An 18,699-nucleotide genomic window follows, 5' to 3' on the forward strand; every position below is an offset into this window, starting at 1 on the left:
GCCGCCAGGTCCAGGCTGGTTACTCTCTAATCGTCAACTGGGGAAAGGCGACCACGGCCGTTTCCCGGCCATAGTTCTCCCCTACCAACCCCACCTGCCCAACCAACTCGCCAACCTCACCGGCCCATAACAGCTCCCGGTTGATGCGCACGGCCGCACGGCCGCTGCCTTCCACCCCGCCCACGTTCAGCCAGATTTCGTTGGGTTCCGCGCCAGCATGAACGTGGGGCCAGGGCTGCCAGGGCAATACGGCCGTTTCTCCCAGCCGCACCGTCACATACCCCAACGGCGAGACCAACACCGTCAAGGCGGCCTGTTCATCGCCAACAATCAGGCCATAACCCACATCCGGCTCACCGGATTGATGGACGGCCGTTAACCACAGCGTGTAGTTCGCCGCCAGTAAAGGTTCGTCTAGCCAGCCAAGTGATTGGTTTTCGGGAAGGAGGATGGAGGGAGTTAACGGCCGCTGCCGCACGGCCGTGCCATTCAGGGCCGGGTCAAACAACCCAGCGCTGACCAGGGCCACGCCCAGGGACAGGGCGGCCAACAGCCCCAGCACCAACCAGGGCAGCGCGCGCCGCCGCTCAGGCAAAACGCGCCTCAAACAGCGCCCGGTCAAACGTCAGCGACCAGCCGCCGGTTTGCATCAGATTGGCCGCCAGCCAGCCCAATGTGTCTGAGCATTTGGCCGAGGTTCCATTACCGCCCGTCGCCACGTAGACGCGCTCCGTCAACTGGTCCACGTAGGGCTTGCCATGCGCGGTATAGGCCACCAGGCAGCGGTGCGTGTGGTATGCCTCGGCTTCCAGGCCAGGGATCATGCTTTGCAGCGCGGCGCGCATCGGTTCCAGCATCACGTCGCTGTCGCCGCCAATCATCCAGTCGCGCATCGCCTCCAGATCGGGCAGCCAGCGGTCGGCGGCTGTGTTACAGCCCATTTTCAGGTAGATACGGCCGTCTGGGTATTCAATGGGCGGCAGCAAATAAATGCCGTCCAGGTGCGGCGATTCAATCTGGTACAGCACTGTGGGCAGGCCACGCAGCCGCGCCGCCTCCGCTTCCGGCAGCCGCGCCAGCAAAATCGTCTCGCTTTTCACGCGCAAGTCCAGCTTTTGCGGCAGCAGATCGTAGCAGTTGGCAAAAGCCCCGGCGGCAATGAGTACTTTATGCGCCCACAGCACGCGCCCAACGTCGGTGGTGATGGCGACGGCGTGGGGATGGTGGGTAACGGCCGTCACCGTCTCGGCCACCACCCGCGCCCCCTGCTGTGCGGCGATGGTCAACTGCGCCCGCAGCAGCCCGCGTGGGTTAATGTAACCGGCCGGCGGCGGCTCCAACAATCCATGACAATGGGTCGGAAAGTGCAGCCGCGCATCCGCCTGTTTTAATTCCGCTGGCGTGGCATAGAGGGTGAAATCCAGGCTAAAGCGTTGGCCGATGGCGGCTACGGCCGTCAGGTAGGCCGCGTCGGACCCGTGCGGCGCGACATACAGCCCGCCTACCGGCCAGTAAAACGATAGGCCGCTGGCTTTTTCCAGGTAGGCATACTGCCCAATGGCCCGCTGCGCCAGCGCCGACCAGACGGCGTCATCGCTCAGGCGGCGGGTGATGCGCCCCTGGTCATAATGGCTGGCGAAGACGCCAGGAGGGCTGGCGAAGACGCCAGGAGGGCTGGCGAAGACGCCAGGAGGGCTGGCCCAATCGCCTGGATAGTTGGCCCACTCGGCTGGTTCGTCGGGACCGACGACAGCCACGTTGGGGGTAAGCTGGCTGAGGTAGCGCACCGCCGCCGCGCCCATCAGCCCTTTGCCGATGACGATGTAATCAAAAATATGGGAGTTGGACCGGTTGTGCATGATGCTGTCTCCGTGAACGGCCGTATTGTTAGCAGGCTTATCAGTCTTTATGGTAACACGACAATCGGCCAATTGTGACGGCCGTCCTCTTTTTTTACGGTTGTTTCACTCTACCGTTATTTTTGTTACACTCCGGTGGGATAAACAGGCTCAACAAATATCACGAGACATGTACGACAAAATTGCCCATTACTACGATTTAACCCATGATCAATTGACCGAAGATGTCGCTTTTATACTGGCGCTGGCGCAAGAAGGCGGCGGGCCAGTATTGGAATTGGGCTGCGGCAGCGGACGGCTGCTGCGGCCGCTGGCGCGGGCCGGGTTCCGCGTCACTGGCGTAGACAATTCTGCGGCGATGTTGGACCGGGCGCGGGTCAGGTTTGCCGGCGAGGATACGGCCGTTCAGCAGCGCCTCAGCCTCATCCCCGGCGACATGACCGCCCTGTCCCTACCCCACCAGACCCGCTTTGCCCTGGTCATCATCCCGTACAACACCCTGCTGCACCTGGATTCTGACCAGGCGGCGGCGGCGCTGCGGGGGATACGGCCGGTGTTGGGGGCAAACGGCCGTCTCTTCATAGACCTCATCAACCCCCTGGCCGTCGCCAACACGCCCAACGACGCCACACTGAGCCTGGAAGCCGTCTTCACCGACCCAGCCAACGGGTACACCGTGCTGCAACTGGCCGCCAACCGGTTGGACGATGGCGCGCAAACGCTGCACATCACCTGGATTTACGATGCCTCGCCGCCCGACGGCGGCCCCGTCCACCGTACCATCGCCCAGGCCACTTACCATTACCTCTATCCCCACCAGCTAGAACTGCTGCTGCGCGAAGCCGGTTTTCGCCTGCGCAGCCTGACAGGCGGCTACAATGGCGAGCCGTTCAACGAAGAGAGCGAGCGACTGCTGATTGTGGCCGAGCAGGCGTGAAGCGTCTGTCATGACGCCTGACGGACCCTTCGTCACCAACGCAAACAGGATCGGGCTGTTCCGTTACCCGGCGTGGCGCAGCACACCGCGCTGGGGGGCGAAGAGAAACACGAGGATAAAGATGAAGGTCGCCACCAGCACCACGGCCGGGCCAGAGGCGATGTTCAGATAATACGAGGCATACAAACCAGCCACGCCAGAAAACGCGCCGATGAACGCCGATACGCCCATCATCGTCGGCAGTCGCCGGGTGAGCAGCGAAGCCGCCGCCGCCGGGGTGACAAACATCGCCAGCATCAGGGCGATGCCCACCACCTGCAACGCCACGACAATGGTCACGGCAATCAGGATGAGCAGCAGGTAACGCAAAAAGTTCGTCGGCAGGCGTAAGGTGACGGCCAAAATTGTATCGAAGGAGATGACCAGAAATTCTTTATAGAACAGGAAGATTGTCAGCAAGACGATGGCCCCGAGAACGGCCGTTGTCCACAAATCCGCCACCGTCACCCCCAGCAAATTGCCAAACAAAAAGTGCGCCAGGTCCAGGGTGTAATTACCCGACGCCGACAACAAGGCCACGCCCAGAGCAAAAAGCCCGGCAAACACCACGCCGATGGCCGTATCCTCTTTTAGCAGGCCGCGATCCGTCAAAGCGCCAATGCCCAAAGCTGTCAACACGCCAAAAATCAGCGCGCCAACCGCCAGCGGCCAGCCCAGCAAAAAGGCGATGACCACGCCGGGCAAAATGGTATGCGCCAGCGCATCGCCAAAAAAGGCCATGCCACGCAGCACCACATATGTGCCCAGCACCGAGCAAACCACGCCGACGATAACCGCAGCCACCAGGGCGCGGACGATAAAACTAAATTGTAGGGGTTCGAGGAGCCAGTTCATAAGAAGTTGGGAGTTGGGAGTTGTTGGTTGGGAGTTGGGAGTTGTTGGTTGGGAGTTGCTTTGCTATCAACTATCAACTATCAACTATCCGTCATGATCGCAGCAGGTGTCGGCCAGGAGCAGGTCGCCGTCGTTGAGGACGGTCATGTGGCCGCCATAGGCTGCCAGGAGGTGATCGGTGGTGAGAACGGCCGTTGCCCTGCCCAACGCCACAATCCGCCGGTTCAACAGCATCACCCGGTCAAACCGCTCGGCCGCCAGATTCAGATCATGGGTCGCCACCAGCACCGTCACCCCGTCAGGCCGCAGCCCGTCTAAAATCTCAAAGATCGCTTCCTGGCTGGGCGAATCCAGGCCAGTCAGCGGCTCGTCCAACAGCAGCAGTTCTGCCTCTTGCGCCAGCGCGCGGGCAATGAACACCCGCTGCTGCTGCCCGCCAGACAATTCGCCAATCTGCTTATGGGCCAGATGGGTGGCCCCCACCCGCTCCAGACTGCGCCGTGCCACCGCCCAATCCTGGCGGCGCGGCCAGCGGAAGAAGCCAATTTGCCCCACCCGCCCCATCATCACCACGTCTTCCACCGTCACCGGGAAAGACCAATCAATCTGGCTGCGTTGGGGCACGTAGGCGATGCAAATATGACCATCCGGCCCATGCCCAAAGATGTTTACCTCGCCCTGACCGGGCTTCAAGGTTCCCACAATCAGCTTAAACAGTGTGCTTTTGCCGGCGCCATTTGGACCCACCACGGCAATGCGCTCACCGGCTTCCACCCGGAATGAAACGTTTTCCAGGGCGTAATCCACGCCGCGCTGCGTCGTGACGCCATTGACGCCGGCCGCATAGGCCACCGTGACGCCCTTCATTTCCAGGGTCGGTTTGTCTTGCTCGTGGGCCACGCCACGATGGGTCATTTGTCGGACTAATTCAGCCATATTCGGTTTATACCACGCTTATTGCAGACCGGCGACGATTGTCGCGACGTTGGCGCGGAACATGCCGATGAAGCTGTCTGCGCCACTGCCAGCCGGACCAATCGAGCCAGTATACAGCGTCATGACTTTGACTGTATCACAGTTTTTTAGCTCGGCGGCGACGGTTTGGGCCAGTTTGTCGTTGGCTGTCGTTTCGGCGAAGATGGTGCAGATGTTGTGTTCGTTCATCACAGCAATCAGGTTCGATAGATCGCTGGCGGAGGGTTCGGCCAGAGTGCTGATGGCCGGGATAACCGTTCCCAGCATTTCAAAGCCATAGGCGTCGGCGAAATAGCCAAATGCCTCGTGGTTGGTCACTAAAGCTCGTTTTTCGGCCGGGATGGCCGCCAGCTGCGCGATGGCGTCGGTTTGTAGTTGGTCTAATTCGGCCAGATAGTTTTCCGCGTTGGCGGCGTACACTGCGGCCTGATTGGGGTCTAGTTGGCTTAAAACCTGGGCGATATTGCGCGTCCATTGGGCCACATTGGGCGCCGACAGCCAGGTGTGGGGGTCCGCGCCGCTGTGGTGATGGTCAGCTTCGGCTTCGTCGGCGTGGTCCGCCTCGTCGGCGTGGTCCGCTTCGCCAGCGTGGTCCGCTTCGTCGGCGTGGTCCGCTTCGTCGGCGTGGTCCGCCTCGTCGGCGTGGTCTTCGCCGCCAAACGGCCGTGGCGCAATTCCGGCCGAAACAGGCACAATCGGAGCATTCTCGCTGATAGTTGCCAGATTTTGCAAGAGGGCTTCTTCTAAATCCCAGCCATTGACCAGAATAACATCGGCCTGGGCCACTTGGGTGAAATCGCTGGCTGATGGCTCGTAGCTGTGTGGGTCCTGGCCGGGTCCCATCAGAGTGGTTAATTCAATGGCCTCGCCGCCAATCTGGCCGACCACGTCGCCGATGATGCTGGTAGTGGCGACAACACGTAGGGGACGGCCGTCCAGGGCGACGGCCGTTAACTCCGGCAAAACCAACATCGTCAAGCCGGCTTCGCTTTCCTGGTTGGCTTGCACGGCCGTTGCCGCCGCTTGTGGCTCGGCAGCCGTCTGGCCACAACCCACCAATACCGCCAACAGTATCGTGCTGATCCACAGTATAATTGCCCGCCGGGGCAGATAAAACTCAGGCATAAAATTGTCTCCTCATGTCATTAATGATACTAAATATCAACACAATGATAACGCACGGCCGTTGACTGTCAAGTTTTTGTTAAAATCACGGCAAGATGGGGAAACGGCCGTAACGTACCAGAGTCATTGTTGGCCCGTAGGTTAAAATGCAAGTTACTCAGCCTAAAATCAGCCAGAATATCTAAGGGTTCGTTTGCAATTAACTTTGGAGTTTCCAGATTGGACCAATCTTGGAGATTGGTCCAATCTCACCAGGTTAAAAACATATGAACCCTAAGCAGGTGCGGCGCAAGTTGTTTGGTTGGCTCTAAAATAAACCAACCATCAAACTAACCAACTGCCTGGCAGTTACCAAAATCATCCAAAAAAGGGGTTTTCGCGTGAAAAATATCTTAGTCACCGGCGGGGCCGGTTTCATTGGTTCCAATTTCGTCATCCATATGTTGGCGACCTATCCAGAGTACAACATCATCGTATACGACAAACTGACCTATGCCGGGAATTTGGACAACCTGCTGGAAGTTTCCGACGATCCGCGCTATCACTTTGTCAAAGGGGACATTTGCGACCCGCTGACGGTGGCCGAAACCATCACCCGTTACAACATTGACACCATCGTCAATTTTGCCGCCGAAACCCACGTGGACCGCTCCATCATGTCGCCAGACGCTTTTATTCAGACGGGCGTGTATGGCACTTACGTGCTGCTGGAAGCGGCCAAGCAGTTTGGCCTGGAGCGGTATCATCAAATTTCCACCGATGAGGTATACGGCCACATCCCGGCCGGTTATTCCAGCGTAGAAACGGACAAACTGGACCCGCGCAGCCCTTATGCCGCCAGCAAAGCCGGCGGCGACTTGCTGGTGAACGCCTATTTCATCACCTACGGCCTGCCGGTAACAATGACGCGCGGCTCCAACAACATTGGGCCGTTCCAGTACCCGGAGAAGGTGGTGCCGCTGTTCGCCACCAATGCCCTCGATGGGCTGCCGCTGCCGCTGTATGGCGACGGCCGTCAGATGCGCGAATACCAATACGTGGTCGACCACTGCGAAGCCATCGACCTGGTGCTGCACAAAGGCGAATTGGGCCAGGCGTACAACATCGGCACCGGCGTGGAGATGGAAAACGTGACGATGGTGGAGATTTTGCTGGAAACGCTGGACCGCCCCCACGACCTGATTCGCCACGTAGCCGACCGGCCGGGCCACGACCGACGTTACAGCCTGAACATTAACAAGATCAGGGCGTTGGGTTGGGAACCGCGTCACAGCGCCGCCGACGCTATCCGCAAAACGGCCGTCTGGTACCGCGACAACGAATGGTGGTGGCGCAAAATCAAAAGCGGCGAGTTCCGCCAATATTACGAAGCCCAATACGGCGAACGCCTGCGGGCTACCCAGGCATGACCGGCATGTCCTGGCAGCCACTTCAATGGGAGCCGCGTTTCCTGGCTTTTCTGCAACAACAGATGACTCTGGGCGGCGCGACCGACGCCGCCCACGACCTGGCCCATGTGCGCCGGGTGGTGGCTGCGGCCACCCGACTGGCGGCCAGCGAAGGGGCAGACATGGCCGTCGTCGGGCCGGCCGCCTGGCTGCACGACTGTGTGATTGTGCCCAAAAATTCACCACAGCGGTCGCAGGCGTCCCGATGGGCGGCGGAAACGGCCGTCACGTTCCTCCGCGCCAGCCAATACCCCGCTCAACACCTGGAGGCCATCGCCCACGCCATCGTCGCCCACAGCTTTTCCGCCGCCATCCCACCGCAGACAATTGAGGCCAAAGTGGTGCAAGACGCCGACCGGTTGGACGCGCTGGGGGCCATCGGCATGGCCCGCGCGTTCATGGTCGGCGGCGCGTTGGCCCGCCCGTTGTACGACGAAGCCGATCCCTTCTGCCGCCAACGCCCGCCCGACGACGCCACAGCCACTCTGGACCACTTCTACACAAAGCTCTTTAAGCTGCCCGGTACGATGCAAACGGCCGCCGGCCGCGCCGAAGCGGAGCGCCGCGCCGCTTTTATGCAGACGTTTTTGGCGCAGTTGGCCGCCGAAATTGGCGGCTAGCACACCCAAACCTCCCCAACGGTATCTCTACGCTTGCCTGAGTTTCTAATTAAGAACGGCCGTCACCCTTGCCGCGCGTGTTATAATCCCGACCGGATGGGTTTCCAAAACCTGTCAGGTCTTATGAGGGAATTATGCAAGTTGCTTTACCAGAACGGCCGTCACCGAGTAACGGCCGATTTACCCGCAATCTCACCTACTTTCTGATAGCGCCGCTGACGGCCCTGGTCATTGCCACACTGGTGCTGGCTGTCAACGTTGCCGCCTACCAGAGCCAACACCACAACCGCATCTACACCGGCGTCTCGGTGATGGGCGTAGACCTCAGCCAGATGACGCTTGAGGAAGCCCAGGCCGCGTTGGCTCAGGCTCTGCCGTATGCCCAGGCCGAGAACATCACGTTTACCGATCCAATCAGCAACCAGACGTGGACCAAATCGCCCACGGCGTTGGGTGTGTCGGTGAACGCCGCCGATATGGCCGCCGAGGCGTATGCCATTGGGCGGCACGGCGGCCCTTTGGCGCGCTTGGGCGAGACGTTTACGGCCTGGTATTACGGCCGTTCCCTGGCCCCCACCATCATCTTAGACGAGGGCCAGCTTGAACAATCGCTGACCGACATCGCCGTCGAAATCAACCAACCGGCGGTCAATGCCGCCTTTACCTATGATGGCAGCCGCACCACCTATGTGCCCAGCCAGGCGGGCCGTCAGGTGGATGTGGCCCTGGTGCGCAGCAGTCTGGTCGAGCCGCTGACCACCTTCCGGCCGGTGGCGGTGACGCTGCCCATTGTGGCGACACAGCCACAAGTGGCCGATACGGGGGAAACGGCCGTGCAAATCCAACAAGCCCTGTACAACCCCATCACCTTTTACCTGCCCCAGCCGTTGGTAGACGTAGACCTGGGGGCGATAGAGCTTTCCTCGGACCAACTGGCGCAGTGGGTGCGCGTGGAAATGGCCCTGGCCGCCGATGGCGCGCAGCAGCCACAACTGGTGGTAGACGAAAACGCGGTGCGCTACTGGTTGTACCAGTATGCCAACCAACTGTACCGCGCGCCGGTTAACGCCCGCTACTACTTCGACGACGACACCAAAGAATTGGTGCTGGTTGCGCCGCATGTAAACGGCCGTGAACTAGATATAGACGCCACCATGGAACATTTCCTGGCTCAGGTAAACACCCCCAATCGTTCCGTCCCCCTCATGGTCAAAGCCATCGAACCGTTGGTCCACTCCAACGCCACCGCCGCCGAATTGGGCATCACCGAACTGGTCAGCGAAAAAGTCACCTGGTTCTACGGCTCCTCCGACGAACGTAAACACAACATCGCCCGCGCCGCCGCCAACTTCTACGGCATCGTCATCGCCCCTTACGAAGAATTTTCCTTCAACAATTATCTGGGCAGCATCAGCGAAACGGATGGTTACTCCGAAGGGCTAATCATCGTCGGCGGGCAAACCATCAAAGGGATTGGCGGTGGCATTTGCCAGGTTAGCACCACCATCTACCAGACAGCGTTTTGGGCCGGTTTCCCCATCACCAGCCGCCTGGAACATGGTTACTGGCTGAGCTATTATAACGACGGCGAGGGGCCAGGCATGGACGCGACCATTTACACGCCTATTGTGGACCTGAAATTCATCAACAACACTCCGTACCACTTGCTGCTGGAAAATTATTACAGCGCCGAAAACGAGGCCTTGACTTTTAAGTTTTATTCCACCAGCATGGGGCGCACCATCGAAAAAGTGGGACCGATTTTTGAGGACGTCACCGAAGTGCCGGGAACCGACCAGGATCGCTGGGAGTTTGACCCCGATTTACCGGAAGGCACGGCCAAACAAATTGATTGGGCCACCGAAGGCGCAAACGTATTTGTGACACGCATCGTCAAAAACGCCAGCGGTGACGTGATTGAAGAACGCACCTTCATCAGCCGCTATATCCCCTACCCCAACACCTATCATTACGGCCCCGGCGTGCAGCCTTACGACTATTCCGTGCTGCCCAAAGAAGACCGGCGGTAGTTACGGCTCACATGGATCGGGCGGATTCACACCGGTTTTCCCAATGGTCAGAGGTTAGTCAAAGTTGTCAAGCTGAAGACAACATGCCACATTGTCATTCTGAGCGGAGTCTGCGGAGCGAAGAATCCCTATCTGTTAGCGGTAACGGGATTCTTCCTCGAAGACTCGTCAGAATGACGTCTTCTTTTGCCAGCGTTGTATGGCAAAAGACGTAGGTTCTGACTAACCAATGTCATTGACAATTGTCGATGACAATCCAACTAATCCGCCAGATCCGTGCATCTACAGCGCCAGCGCGGCCTGAATGTCTCGGGTATGCAGACGTTCGTGGTCGGCAATGATGTGGCAGATTTCTTCGATGCTCATAATGCGGCCGCTGCCGTGCCGCCCCTTTTTGGCCCAATCCTCTTCTGTTAACGCCGCCATAAACGCCAACAGATTGGCCCGATTCTGCCGCAAGTCGGCGACAAGGTCTGGTGGCGTTTTGGCTTGACTTTTCCTGAGCCGGACGGCGTTCCAACGGTCCAGGTCGAAATCTTCGGGCACGCCCTCGCCGCCATCGCGGATGCGGGACATGAGGGCGATCATGCTGTTTTCGGCGTCGGTCAGGTGACGCAGCAGGTCCAGCACGTGCCAGGAAGCATCTTCGGCGAACACGGCCGTTTCCCAGTCTGCTTCCCCCAACCCGGCCACCACCGCCAACAATGCCTGCCGGCTGGCTTCTAATTTGCCATACAACTCTGCTCTGGAATTATTCATCGGTATCTCCCTTGAAAATAGCTAGAGCTAGAGCGAGAGCTAGAGTATTGCCCGAATTCTTCCTCTCGCTCTCGCTCTCGCTCTCTTTAAAAGACCATCACTCCTCCCCCGCCGGGGCGGTGAAAGAGGGCAAACATGGGTTGGCGTCGGCTCCCAGGTAGACACGGTAAGCGACGTCGCTGTTTGGGTTGGGCAGCAGGTTCACAACGGCCGTCGTCTGCCGGAACAGCCAGCTTAACAAATCGCTGGACGACCCTTTGAAGTTGGGGCCGTAATACTCAATGCGCGTGCGCGCCGGGGTTTCATCGGCCGGAGCATAACGCGGCACAAAACCAACCCAGGCCAGGTTTTCAGCCATCAAGCGGTATAACTGCTCGTCGGCGGCGACGATTTCCACGGTGATGGGCGGGCGGGTGGCGCGGTTAAGGGCGGGCGGCTGCATGACACGGCTGAGGATGGGCACGGCCGTTTCCGGCCGCAGCAGTTGGGTAGACCAACCCGTGCCCGGTTCTTGCCAGGAGCGCACCGCGTCCCCGGCAAGCGCCAGATGTTGGATGCCGTTGGCGCGCACCGCCGGGGCCAGCGCTGCTAACTCCAAAACCACCGGCAGCGTCAGGTCCGTTTCCACCGCCTGCCGGTAAATGCGCCACAGGTCGGGAATGTCGCCGATGAGGTTACGCTCCAGGCCGCGATCTAAAATCGCGCGCAGCACCTGCTGCTGCCGTCGGCCGCGCTCAAAATCATTGGTTGTGCGGCGCGAGCGGGCATACCACAGGGCCAGGTCGCCATCCATCTCATGCACCCCCGGCTCCAGGGTAAACATCTCCCAATTTTCCTCCACCGTCTGGTCCAATTCCGGCGAGATAAGCCGCCAGTCACGCAGGGTGCACGTCACCACCACCTCCGCGCCGCCCACCAGGTCTACAGCGCTCTTAAAGCCATCAAAGCCAATGCGGGCATAATAATCCACCGGAATGCCCAGGTTATACTCGATGGTATCCTTCAACAAACCGCCGCCCGCGCCGGGATAATCCACGCCGTAGCCGTGGCCGTGGGGCAGCGCCAGGTTGATTTTGGTCATGCGCCAGCCGGGAATAAAGACGTAGAGGTCGCGGGGGATGGACAGCATGGTGGCTGTTTTGGCCTCGCGGTTGATAGAGACCAGGATGATGCTGTCGGTGCGGCCGCCTTGCGCTTCGGCCACGTCGTTGCCCACCAGGACGATATTGGTGATGGCGCTGTTCTTGGGAAAGGGGGGCATGGGGCTGGGCACGGCCGTTGGTGGGGTGGCTGCCAGTGTCGCATACGGCCGCAGCGTCGGCCGCGGCGTGAAGGTGGGTTGGGGAGTGAAGGTCGGTGGTAGGGTTGCCTGGCTGGTTGGTTTGTTCGTTGGTTGGATGGTTGGTTGGATAGGCGTCAGGGTGGGCGGCAGGTAGCGGGTGGCGGGCAGTGGGGTAAGCATTGTCTCGGTGGATGTGGCGCTAATGGCGGCGACGGCCGTCGCCGCAGTCGTCGGCAAGACAATGGCCGTCGCCGGGCGACAGCCGATAAGCAGAACAACGGCCGTCAGCAGCGCCAGCCAATAGATGGGGTGGGTAGAAAGGCGGTTCATCGCCACCTATTCTAGCCCAGAACAGCCTATCCCGACAGGTATCTGATCGAAGGGACGGCCACCCACAACTTGATAACTTTGACCATTAGATAAATCCGTTCAATCCGTGTCATCCGTGTATCAATTTTTACTTTTTCGACGACGGAATACGGAATACGATACACGGATTATCGAATACAGGCGTTAAGTCTCTGGATTATCTTACCGCCCGACGCCAACGCTGCCGCCAAAGGCGGCCGACATCGCCTCGTAAATGGCGGCAATACTGGCCTCGTCGCCGCGGTAAAAGTTGCCGTTGCCGCTGATGGCAAGCTGCCCCAACACCCCTTCGTCGGCGTCGCTGCCGTAAGCGATGGTGAAAATAGTGGTGTCGCTGCCGGTCGCGTAGTCAATCAAATCCTGGTTAAAGCGGTAGCGATAGCTGCGTGTATCCTGCCCATCGGATAAAACGACCATGGCGTTGGTCAGGGCCGGATCGTTGGTGCGGGCGATGCTGGTCGCGCCATCGCCGATGGCGTCGAACAGCGTGGTGTCGCCAGACGCATTCAGGTCACGAATGGTATTGGTTAATTTGACACGCGCCTCGCCGACCTGCATCCCTTCCACCAATAGGTACGGTTCGGTGCTGAAGGCGATGATGGTCAGGTGGTCATCATCGCCCATTTGCGCCACAAACTGCACAGCCGCTTCGCGCATACTCTCCATCTTGCTGCCGCGCATACTGCCAGAGGTATCCAGCAGCAGCACCAGGTTAACCGGCTTGCGCGCCGCCTGCCACACGTCCTGAATGGCATAGATGCTGGCCACAGTGGGTTCGCCGAAGACAATGGCCGGCTGGTCCAGGTCCACGCCATTTTCGGCCGTTAGCGGTGCGCCAACTGGGGTGGTGCCGTTGACGGGGCGCAGGGCATGGGTGACGGCCGTTGCCTGCCCGGCATCGCTCAACAAATAGTCCCGAAACAGGCTGGCCGCTTCTTGTTCAACGGCCGCTGCCTGCCGGTTGATACAGGCCGGATGTGTGGCCACAAACGTGCCTTCCAGCGGGTAAATCGGCACGATCTGCCCTGGGGCGCTGCTAACGGCGTCACTTTCATACATCACCGCCGCGCCTAGATAGGCAGCGCCGCGTTCGCTCATGGTTTGCGCCAGGGTGTAGGGGTCGCTGGCGAAGTAGGCCACGGCGCTCTCAAACGCGCCGACCGACGCCTGTACCAGCGGCAGGCTGATTTCGTCCACGGTGACGGCTTCGGTTTGACGCTGCGCAGACTGCACCAGCGCCAGCAGCGTGCTGGCTCCCGCGCCGGAGAGGCCAGGGTGGGTGTGGCTCAGGCGCAGGTTGTCGCCATAGGCGCCACCGCTGTAGAACTTCCAGGCGGCCGGGTCCTGGGCCAGGCTGCCAAAATCGAGCCAGCCCAGGGCATAACTGGGCCAGCCCAGTGATTCGGCTGCCGGCCGCCAGACGCCAATGACCAGTGGGCTTCGGGCCACGCTGACGCAGCCAGTCTGAAACGCATCGTACCCCTGGTCGGCCAGGACGTTGGTCCAGACGGGGCTGTCTGGCAGCCAAAGGGTTGGCAGCTCGGCGCTGCCGCCGGCGATATCGGTGATGAATTGGCCGGATTCTTGGCCCTGCACCATGGCAAAAGCGGTTTTGCCGTCGGCCGTTTGGCTTTCGGTGGCGTTGAAGTCGTTGGCGGCCTGTTGCAGCCAGGGGACCAGGCTGCTGTTGGCGACGACGGTGACGACGGCCGCATCCCTGGGGATGTTTACGGTGTCGGTATTGTCGGATTGGCCGAGCGTGCCTAATTGACAGGCAACGGCCGTTAAGCCCCACAGCCCCACCAACAGCCACAGCCCGCGATAACGTTGCAAACCTTTCATAGTTTTCTCCAGTTGTAGGGGACAGTTGGGAGTTGGGAGTTGATAGTTGGGAGTTGGGATCAACCAAAAACTATCCACTATCCACTATCCACTACCCTACCGTCCTACTGTGATCAGCGTCAGTTCCACGTAGCGGTCGGCGGCTTGCAGCGTGGCGTTGTCTGTGTTGCGGTGGTCTTCCGGCGGCAGCACCGCTTCAACGACAAAACGGGCCGGGTCTATGCCTTTACTCTCCAGATAGGCCACCACCGACCGGGCGCGTCCTTCGGCCACTTCCAGAATATCCGCTTCGGTGTAGGGCGGGTTGTTGGCCGGCCAGGCGGAAGAGCCTTCGACTTTCAGAAACAGCCCCACGCTTTGCGACAACGTGGGCACGACGCAGTTGTCCAGGATGCGCCGCGATTCCAACGTTAATTCGGTGGATTCGGGCAGGAAGGTGAAGGTGCGGCAGGGCAGCACCACCAGCGTCTCGGATGCGGCCGTGCTGACGCCGCTCAGGTCCAACTGCTGTGAGATGGAAAAGGTATCGTTGATTGGCTTGCCGTTGGGCTGCAAACCGGCCTGTTCGGCGGCGCGCAAGACAAAGCCAGGGTTCACTAGGGCGTCGGCGCTGTCGCCGGGCGCGGGCAGGTTCGCCAATGACCAGACACGCCGGGCGATGTTCAGGCGCTCCACGATGGGGCGTGTGTCGCGCATGACAAAAGCGTTGTCGCCTAAATCAGCCTGAGCCACGTTTGTCAGCCAGGTGGTGAAGTCGTCGCTGGCTGATTCAGGATAAACAAAGCTCCAATCGTTGTGTCCCCAGGCGGCGATCTGGTTGGCGGCCGTGCCGAAATCTTCTACCTGGGCTTTTAGGGTGGCAAACCAAGCGTTGTGGAAATTTTGCACCAGGTCTGGTTGGTTTTGGATGGTGTCGCGCGAGGTGACGATGGTGTCTATGACAATGCGCAGTTGGGCAGAACTGAGCAGGGGAATGCCGCCGCTGGTTTCTGCCTCGAAAATATCTGGTTCCCAGCCAGCTACGGCGTCAGCCTGGCCGCTGTTGAAGATGGCGACGGCGTCGGCGACGGTGTCTTGGGGGACCAGGGTTACGTCGGTGCGTGGGCTGAGTTGGGCGATGGAGAGGACATAGTAGAGGAAGTATTCGCCCACGCTGCCGCGGGAAAAGGCGACGCGCTTGCCTTTCAGGTCGTTGATGGTTTCGATGCCGCGCACCCATAGCTGGTCGGCGCCGGCGCTTTCATCCACAATGGCGGTGATGACGCCAGGGCTGGTGAGGGCCACCGAGTCCAGGGTGGTCAGGAGGCAGTCCCACACCCCGGTGGTGAGCAGGGCGACACGCTGTTCTTCGGAAATTTCGTATTTGGGATCGCCATCCAGGGCAAAGGGGACGATGCCCAGGTGGAAGCCGTTGGTTTTGTCCAGACCGGCCATCTGCATTTGTTGCAGGGTGAAGTAGCTGCCAAAGGCGTCTGCGCCGCAGATGTAGGTCGGTAGGCCGTCGTTGGCGTCGTAGTTGGGTCCCCAGATGGGTTCGGGGGATTGCAGGTTGGTCGGTGGGCGCGTGGGATTGGCGGGCAGGTTGCTGGCGGCGGTGGCAACGGCCGCTGGGGTGGCGGATGCGTTGTTGCCAATGTTGGCGTACATGGTTAGAAAGCCGGCCACGCAAACGGCGATGAGGGCCAGACCGACGATGACGATAAAGATGATGCGGGTGCGATCCATTTGCATTGTTCTTCTCCTTCTGGTTGGTGGTTAGATGGTTGGGTGATGTTTCAGGCGAACCTGTGGATGCTCTAACACGTTGTCTTTACGTGAGGTGGTAGCCGAGGTTGCGCAGGACGTCGGCGGTGGTTTGGCCGGGGAGGAGGTCGAAGGTGTAACGGCCGTCGCCATCCCGGTCTACCACCAACTCCATCGCTTCTGGCAAGACGCAATGTTTGCTGCCGCGCACCCCGCCCAACATCTCCTGGTACGCGCCAATGCTAAAAAAGCCGATGTACAAATCATCTGTTTCCACCGGCAGATAGAGGGGGGATTGGCTTTTCTTGGGTGGGTATACATCGTCGCTGTCGCAGGTGATGCCGCCGAGCTGCACGCGCTGGAATGGTTTGTCCAGGTGATTCAGCGGCAAGACAATGAAATGCTCGCCCAGCGCCCAACTATCGGGGAAGGAACTCATGATGGAGCTGTCTATGATGTACCAGGGGTAGGTTGAGTCGTTGTCTTTGGCGGCGATAATTTTAAAGAGGTGGGCGCCATGTTCGGAAGTGGTGTAACGGCCAAATTCGCCCATCACGTCTGGCTCTGGCACGTTGTAACGGGCGCAAGTCTCTTTGAGGGCGGTGAGCAGTTGGCGGGCGAAGGCGGCGTAATCAAAGTCGAAGCCCAGGGTCATCGCCACGGGCATCCCGCCGCCGAAGTTGAAGATGTGCAGGCTGGGGTGGCGCTGGCGCAGTTGGGCGTAAAGTTCGATACCTGGCCTGAGGTAATCCACAAAGGCTGCTTTGTCGGTGAGCTGACTGCCGACCATGTTGTGGAACATGACCAGGCTGAGGTTGGGGGCGGCGGCGATGTAATCGGCGGCGATCCACATCTGTTTGCTGTCCAAGCCGAAGCGGGAATTGGCGGCGTCCATTTCGTTGAGACTGGTGTTGGGGCCGTAGCTTTTCTGGCGCAAACCAACGTCGAAGTGGTGGCGGCTGTTGAGGAAGGGGGCGATTTCGTTGAGGTCTTCGATGACGGGGATAACCTGGGCGTGGTCGTCGCGCAGGCGCAGGATGCTGTCGGCGTAGGCGCTGCCGTTGGGTTTGAAGCCGTTGCAGACGATGAGCCGGCCGGGGGGCAGCAAGCCGCGCCGAATCATGAGGCGGGCGATGTCTACATCTACAGCGGAGGACATTTCGTGGTGGGCGCCGCCGCCGAGGGTGGTGCGGATGACTTCTTCGGCGGCGTTGGCTTTGGAGGCGTAGGTGTAGTGGAAACGGCCGTTATACTCCAATTCCTCTATCGCCGCGGCAAATACCTGGTTCATATAGGCGATCTGGCGCGGGATAATGGGCAGGTAAACGATTTCCAGCGGGCTGGGCAGGGTGCGCCCCAGCCCCAGGCGACTCCCGCCGCCCAGAAACAACTGCGCCAGGTCCAGGTCTTCGAGATGGAGACGGCCGTTTTTCACAATCAAATAATGATTAAACGAGTGCCCGTCGGGGACAGGGTCGCTGCTTTCCCAACCAATAACAGGTTCGCTCATAGCTGTTTCTCCCAGTTTATTGACTTAAGCTGTGCAAAAAGTTCAACTTCTCGGAAGAAGTTGAACTTTTTGCATAGGCATCGTCACGCTTTGGGCAGCGTGAACCAAAACATGCTGCCGGCGCCTAATTGACTCTCTACGCCCACCTGCCCGCCGCACTTTTCCACAATGCGGCGCACAATAGACAAACCCAATCCCTCGCCCCGAACCTGCCTCTGGTGCAGGCGGGTGTGGGCTTTAAACAAGCGCAGTTGATCCGCTTCGGACAGGCCGGGTCCGTTATCTTTTACCCAAAAGCAAACGTTAGTTTCATCGTTCACTGTTGCGCCCAGGCGCAAAATGGGTGGGCTGCCGCCATATTTTAACCCATTACTGATGTAATTGACCCACACCTCTTCAATCCAGGAAGGATAACCAAATGCGGCCGGCCAAACGTCTGCCAGCTCGATTTGGGCGTTGTGTTCATCAATTTCAAATGAGAGCCGCTTGCAGGCTTCGGCTACCACGCGCCCCATGTTGAGCGAAATGGTCGCCACTTCTTCACGGCCGACGCTGGCTAGAAGCAAGATTTCACTCAACACGTTGTTCATTTTGTGGCCGCTTTGCAATATGCGTTTTAGCGCCAACCGCCCTTCTTCATCCAGCTTTTCTTTTTGGGTCATCTCTAAAAAGCTGCCATAGCCGATGATTTGGCCCAATAAACCCTGGACCTGATGGGCGACTGTATGGGCAAATTGGTCCAATTCGGCGTTGCGGTTCTGTAATTCGATGGCCTGCCGCGTCAGTTGATTTTTGGCGAGAAGCTGCTCGGTGAGCAGGTGCTGCCGCTCAATGGCGTGGCGGATGGCATGAGTGAGCAGATCGGCGTCTATGCGCCCTTTCACCAGATAATCTTGCGCTCCCTGCTGCATCGCTCTGATGGCGATGGTCTCGTCATCTAATCCGGTCAGGACGATGATGGGGGTATTGTGGGCGCTGATTTTTATGATGTCGAATGTACCTAATCCCTGGCTGTCTGGCAGCGAGAGGTCGAGCAGGATGATGTCGAAGAATGTTTCATCTAGCCGCACCAGGGCGCTGGCGATGCGATCTGCCTGGTGGATGACAAATGTTGTGGTTCGGGCAGACAAATGGGCTGGCGGGTCGGCGAGCAAATAGCGAATGAGATCGGCGTCGCCCGGATTATCTTCAACGAGCAGGACGGTGATAAATGGGTTGTTCATAAGGTACTAGTTTACGTATCTGGTAATCCGTATTCCGTAATCAGTATTTCGTGGAGCGGCGCCTCTGGCAAATGCCAACGGGA

The 18,699-nt window shown here is 59.4% G+C and carries 15 protein-coding genes; 4 read left to right on the top strand and 11 right to left on the bottom strand.

Annotated features, from left to right (window positions below; all coding sequences use genetic code 11):
* Positions 1–19 precede the first annotated feature (19 nt).
* Positions 20–595: a hypothetical protein gene (locus tag IPM39_02845; GenBank protein ID MBK8985008.1), complete on the bottom strand. Its 576-nt coding sequence runs from the start codon at positions 593–595 to the stop codon at positions 20–22.
* Complete coding sequence (locus IPM39_02850) at positions 588–1,859, bottom strand: FAD-binding oxidoreductase (GenBank protein ID MBK8985009.1); 1,272 nt, start codon at positions 1,857–1,859, stop codon at positions 588–590. The genes IPM39_02845 and IPM39_02850 overlap by 8 nt, the downstream gene beginning before the upstream one ends.
* Before the next feature lie 169 nt (positions 1,860–2,028).
* Between IPM39_02850 and IPM39_02855 the strand changes: the two genes are divergently transcribed.
* On the top strand, positions 2,029–2,796 hold the full coding sequence (locus IPM39_02855) for a methyltransferase domain-containing protein (protein ID MBK8985010.1): 768 nt from the start codon (positions 2,029–2,031) through the stop codon (positions 2,794–2,796).
* Between the two features lie 63 nt (positions 2,797–2,859).
* Here the strand turns inward: IPM39_02855 and IPM39_02860 are convergent, their stop codons facing one another.
* The 3 genes from IPM39_02860 to IPM39_02870 all read right to left on the bottom strand — a co-directional run bounded on the left by IPM39_02860 (position 2,860) and on the right by IPM39_02870 (position 5,790).
* Entirely contained in the window at positions 2,860–3,690 is an 831-nt protein-coding gene (locus IPM39_02860) for a metal ABC transporter permease (GenBank protein MBK8985011.1), read from the bottom strand.
* Positions 3,691–3,774: 84 nt separating this feature from the next.
* Positions 3,775–4,626, bottom strand: a complete 852-nt coding sequence (locus IPM39_02865) for a metal ABC transporter ATP-binding protein (GenBank protein ID MBK8985012.1) — start codon at positions 4,624–4,626, stop codon at positions 3,775–3,777.
* An 18-nt stretch (positions 4,627–4,644) separates the two neighbouring features.
* Positions 4,645–5,790, bottom strand: coding sequence for a zinc ABC transporter substrate-binding protein (locus IPM39_02870; protein ID MBK8985013.1), 1,146 nt, complete (start codon positions 5,788–5,790; stop codon positions 4,645–4,647).
* A 380-nt stretch (positions 5,791–6,170) separates the two neighbouring features.
* On the opposite strand from IPM39_02870, the gene rfbB reads away from it, so the two are divergent.
* The 3 genes from rfbB (at position 6,171) to IPM39_02885 (ending at position 9,888) form a co-directional block, all read left to right on the top strand.
* A complete protein-coding gene (gene rfbB / locus IPM39_02875; GenBank protein ID MBK8985014.1) occupies positions 6,171–7,199 on the top strand; it encodes a dTDP-glucose 4,6-dehydratase in 1,029 nt (342 codons plus the stop codon).
* A 5-nt stretch (positions 7,200–7,204) separates the two neighbouring features.
* Positions 7,205–7,858 carry an HD domain-containing protein gene (locus IPM39_02880; protein MBK8985015.1) on the top strand — a complete coding sequence of 218 codons (654 nt, stop codon included), beginning with the start codon at positions 7,205–7,207 and terminating at the stop codon, positions 7,856–7,858.
* A gap of 134 nt (positions 7,859–7,992) precedes the next feature.
* Complete coding sequence (locus tag IPM39_02885) at positions 7,993–9,888, top strand: VanW family protein (GenBank protein ID MBK8985016.1); 1,896 nt, start codon at positions 7,993–7,995, stop codon at positions 9,886–9,888.
* A 282-nt stretch (positions 9,889–10,170) separates the two neighbouring features.
* Here the strand turns inward: IPM39_02885 and IPM39_02890 are convergent, their stop codons facing one another.
* From IPM39_02890 to IPM39_02915, 6 genes are all read right to left on the bottom strand, one after another.
* Positions 10,171–10,647, bottom strand: coding sequence for a DinB family protein (locus tag IPM39_02890; protein MBK8985017.1), 477 nt, complete (start codon positions 10,645–10,647; stop codon positions 10,171–10,173).
* Between the two features lie 97 nt (positions 10,648–10,744).
* Entirely contained in the window at positions 10,745–12,259 is a 1,515-nt protein-coding gene (locus IPM39_02895; protein MBK8985018.1) for an LCP family protein, read from the bottom strand.
* 201 nt (positions 12,260–12,460) lie between these two features.
* The gene (locus tag IPM39_02900; protein MBK8985019.1) at positions 12,461–14,140 is read right to left on the bottom strand and encodes a VWA domain-containing protein; all 1,680 of its coding nucleotides are present in this window, start codon (positions 14,138–14,140) and stop codon (positions 12,461–12,463) included.
* A 96-nt stretch (positions 14,141–14,236) separates the two neighbouring features.
* Positions 14,237–15,871 (bottom strand): ABC transporter substrate-binding protein, encoded by a 1,635-nt coding sequence (locus IPM39_02905; GenBank protein MBK8985020.1) that lies wholly within the window; start codon positions 15,869–15,871, stop codon positions 14,237–14,239.
* Positions 15,872–15,950: 79 nt separating this feature from the next.
* A complete protein-coding gene (locus tag IPM39_02910; protein ID MBK8985021.1) occupies positions 15,951–17,393 on the bottom strand; it encodes an arginine decarboxylase in 1,443 nt (480 codons plus the stop codon).
* Between the two features lie 83 nt (positions 17,394–17,476).
* A complete protein-coding gene (locus IPM39_02915) occupies positions 17,477–18,616 on the bottom strand; it encodes a response regulator (GenBank protein MBK8985022.1) in 1,140 nt (379 codons plus the stop codon).
* Between the last annotated feature and the right edge of the window lie 83 nt (positions 18,617–18,699).

Origin of the sequence: Candidatus Leptovillus gracilis, from assembly GCA_016716065.1 — a bacterium.
In the GTDB taxonomy this organism is placed as follows: Bacteria; Chloroflexota; Anaerolineae; order Promineifilales; family Promineifilaceae; genus Leptovillus; species Leptovillus gracilis.

Bases quoted from the DNA above. Each gene is read 5' to 3' on its own strand.
- IPM39_02860 (MBK8985011.1), bottom strand. From the start codon at position 3,690: ATGAACTGGCTCCTCGAACCCCTACAATTTAGTTTTATCGTCCGCGCC.
- IPM39_02915 (MBK8985022.1), bottom strand. From the start codon at position 18,616: ATGAACAACCCATTTATCACCGTCCTGCTCGTTGAAGATAATCCGGGC.
- IPM39_02865 (MBK8985012.1), bottom strand. From the start codon at position 4,626: ATGGCTGAATTAGTCCGACAAATGACCCATCGTGGCGTGGCCCACGAG.
- IPM39_02870 (MBK8985013.1), bottom strand. From the start codon at position 5,790: ATGCCTGAGTTTTATCTGCCCCGGCGGGCAATTATACTGTGGATCAGC.
- IPM39_02905 (MBK8985020.1), bottom strand. From the start codon at position 15,871: ATGCAAATGGATCGCACCCGCATCATCTTTATCGTCATCGTCGGTCTG.
- IPM39_02900 (MBK8985019.1), bottom strand. From the start codon at position 14,140: ATGAAAGGTTTGCAACGTTATCGCGGGCTGTGGCTGTTGGTGGGGCTG.
- IPM39_02855 (MBK8985010.1), top strand. From the start codon at position 2,029: ATGTACGACAAAATTGCCCATTACTACGATTTAACCCATGATCAATTG.
- IPM39_02910 (MBK8985021.1), bottom strand. From the start codon at position 17,393: ATGAGCGAACCTGTTATTGGTTGGGAAAGCAGCGACCCTGTCCCCGAC.
- IPM39_02850 (MBK8985009.1), bottom strand. From the start codon at position 1,859: ATGCACAACCGGTCCAACTCCCATATTTTTGATTACATCGTCATCGGC.
- IPM39_02885 (MBK8985016.1), top strand. From the start codon at position 7,993: ATGCAAGTTGCTTTACCAGAACGGCCGTCACCGAGTAACGGCCGATTT.
- IPM39_02880 (MBK8985015.1), top strand. From the start codon at position 7,205: ATGTCCTGGCAGCCACTTCAATGGGAGCCGCGTTTCCTGGCTTTTCTG.
- IPM39_02895 (MBK8985018.1), bottom strand. From the start codon at position 12,259: ATGAACCGCCTTTCTACCCACCCCATCTATTGGCTGGCGCTGCTGACG.
- IPM39_02890 (MBK8985017.1), bottom strand. From the start codon at position 10,647: ATGAATAATTCCAGAGCAGAGTTGTATGGCAAATTAGAAGCCAGCCGG.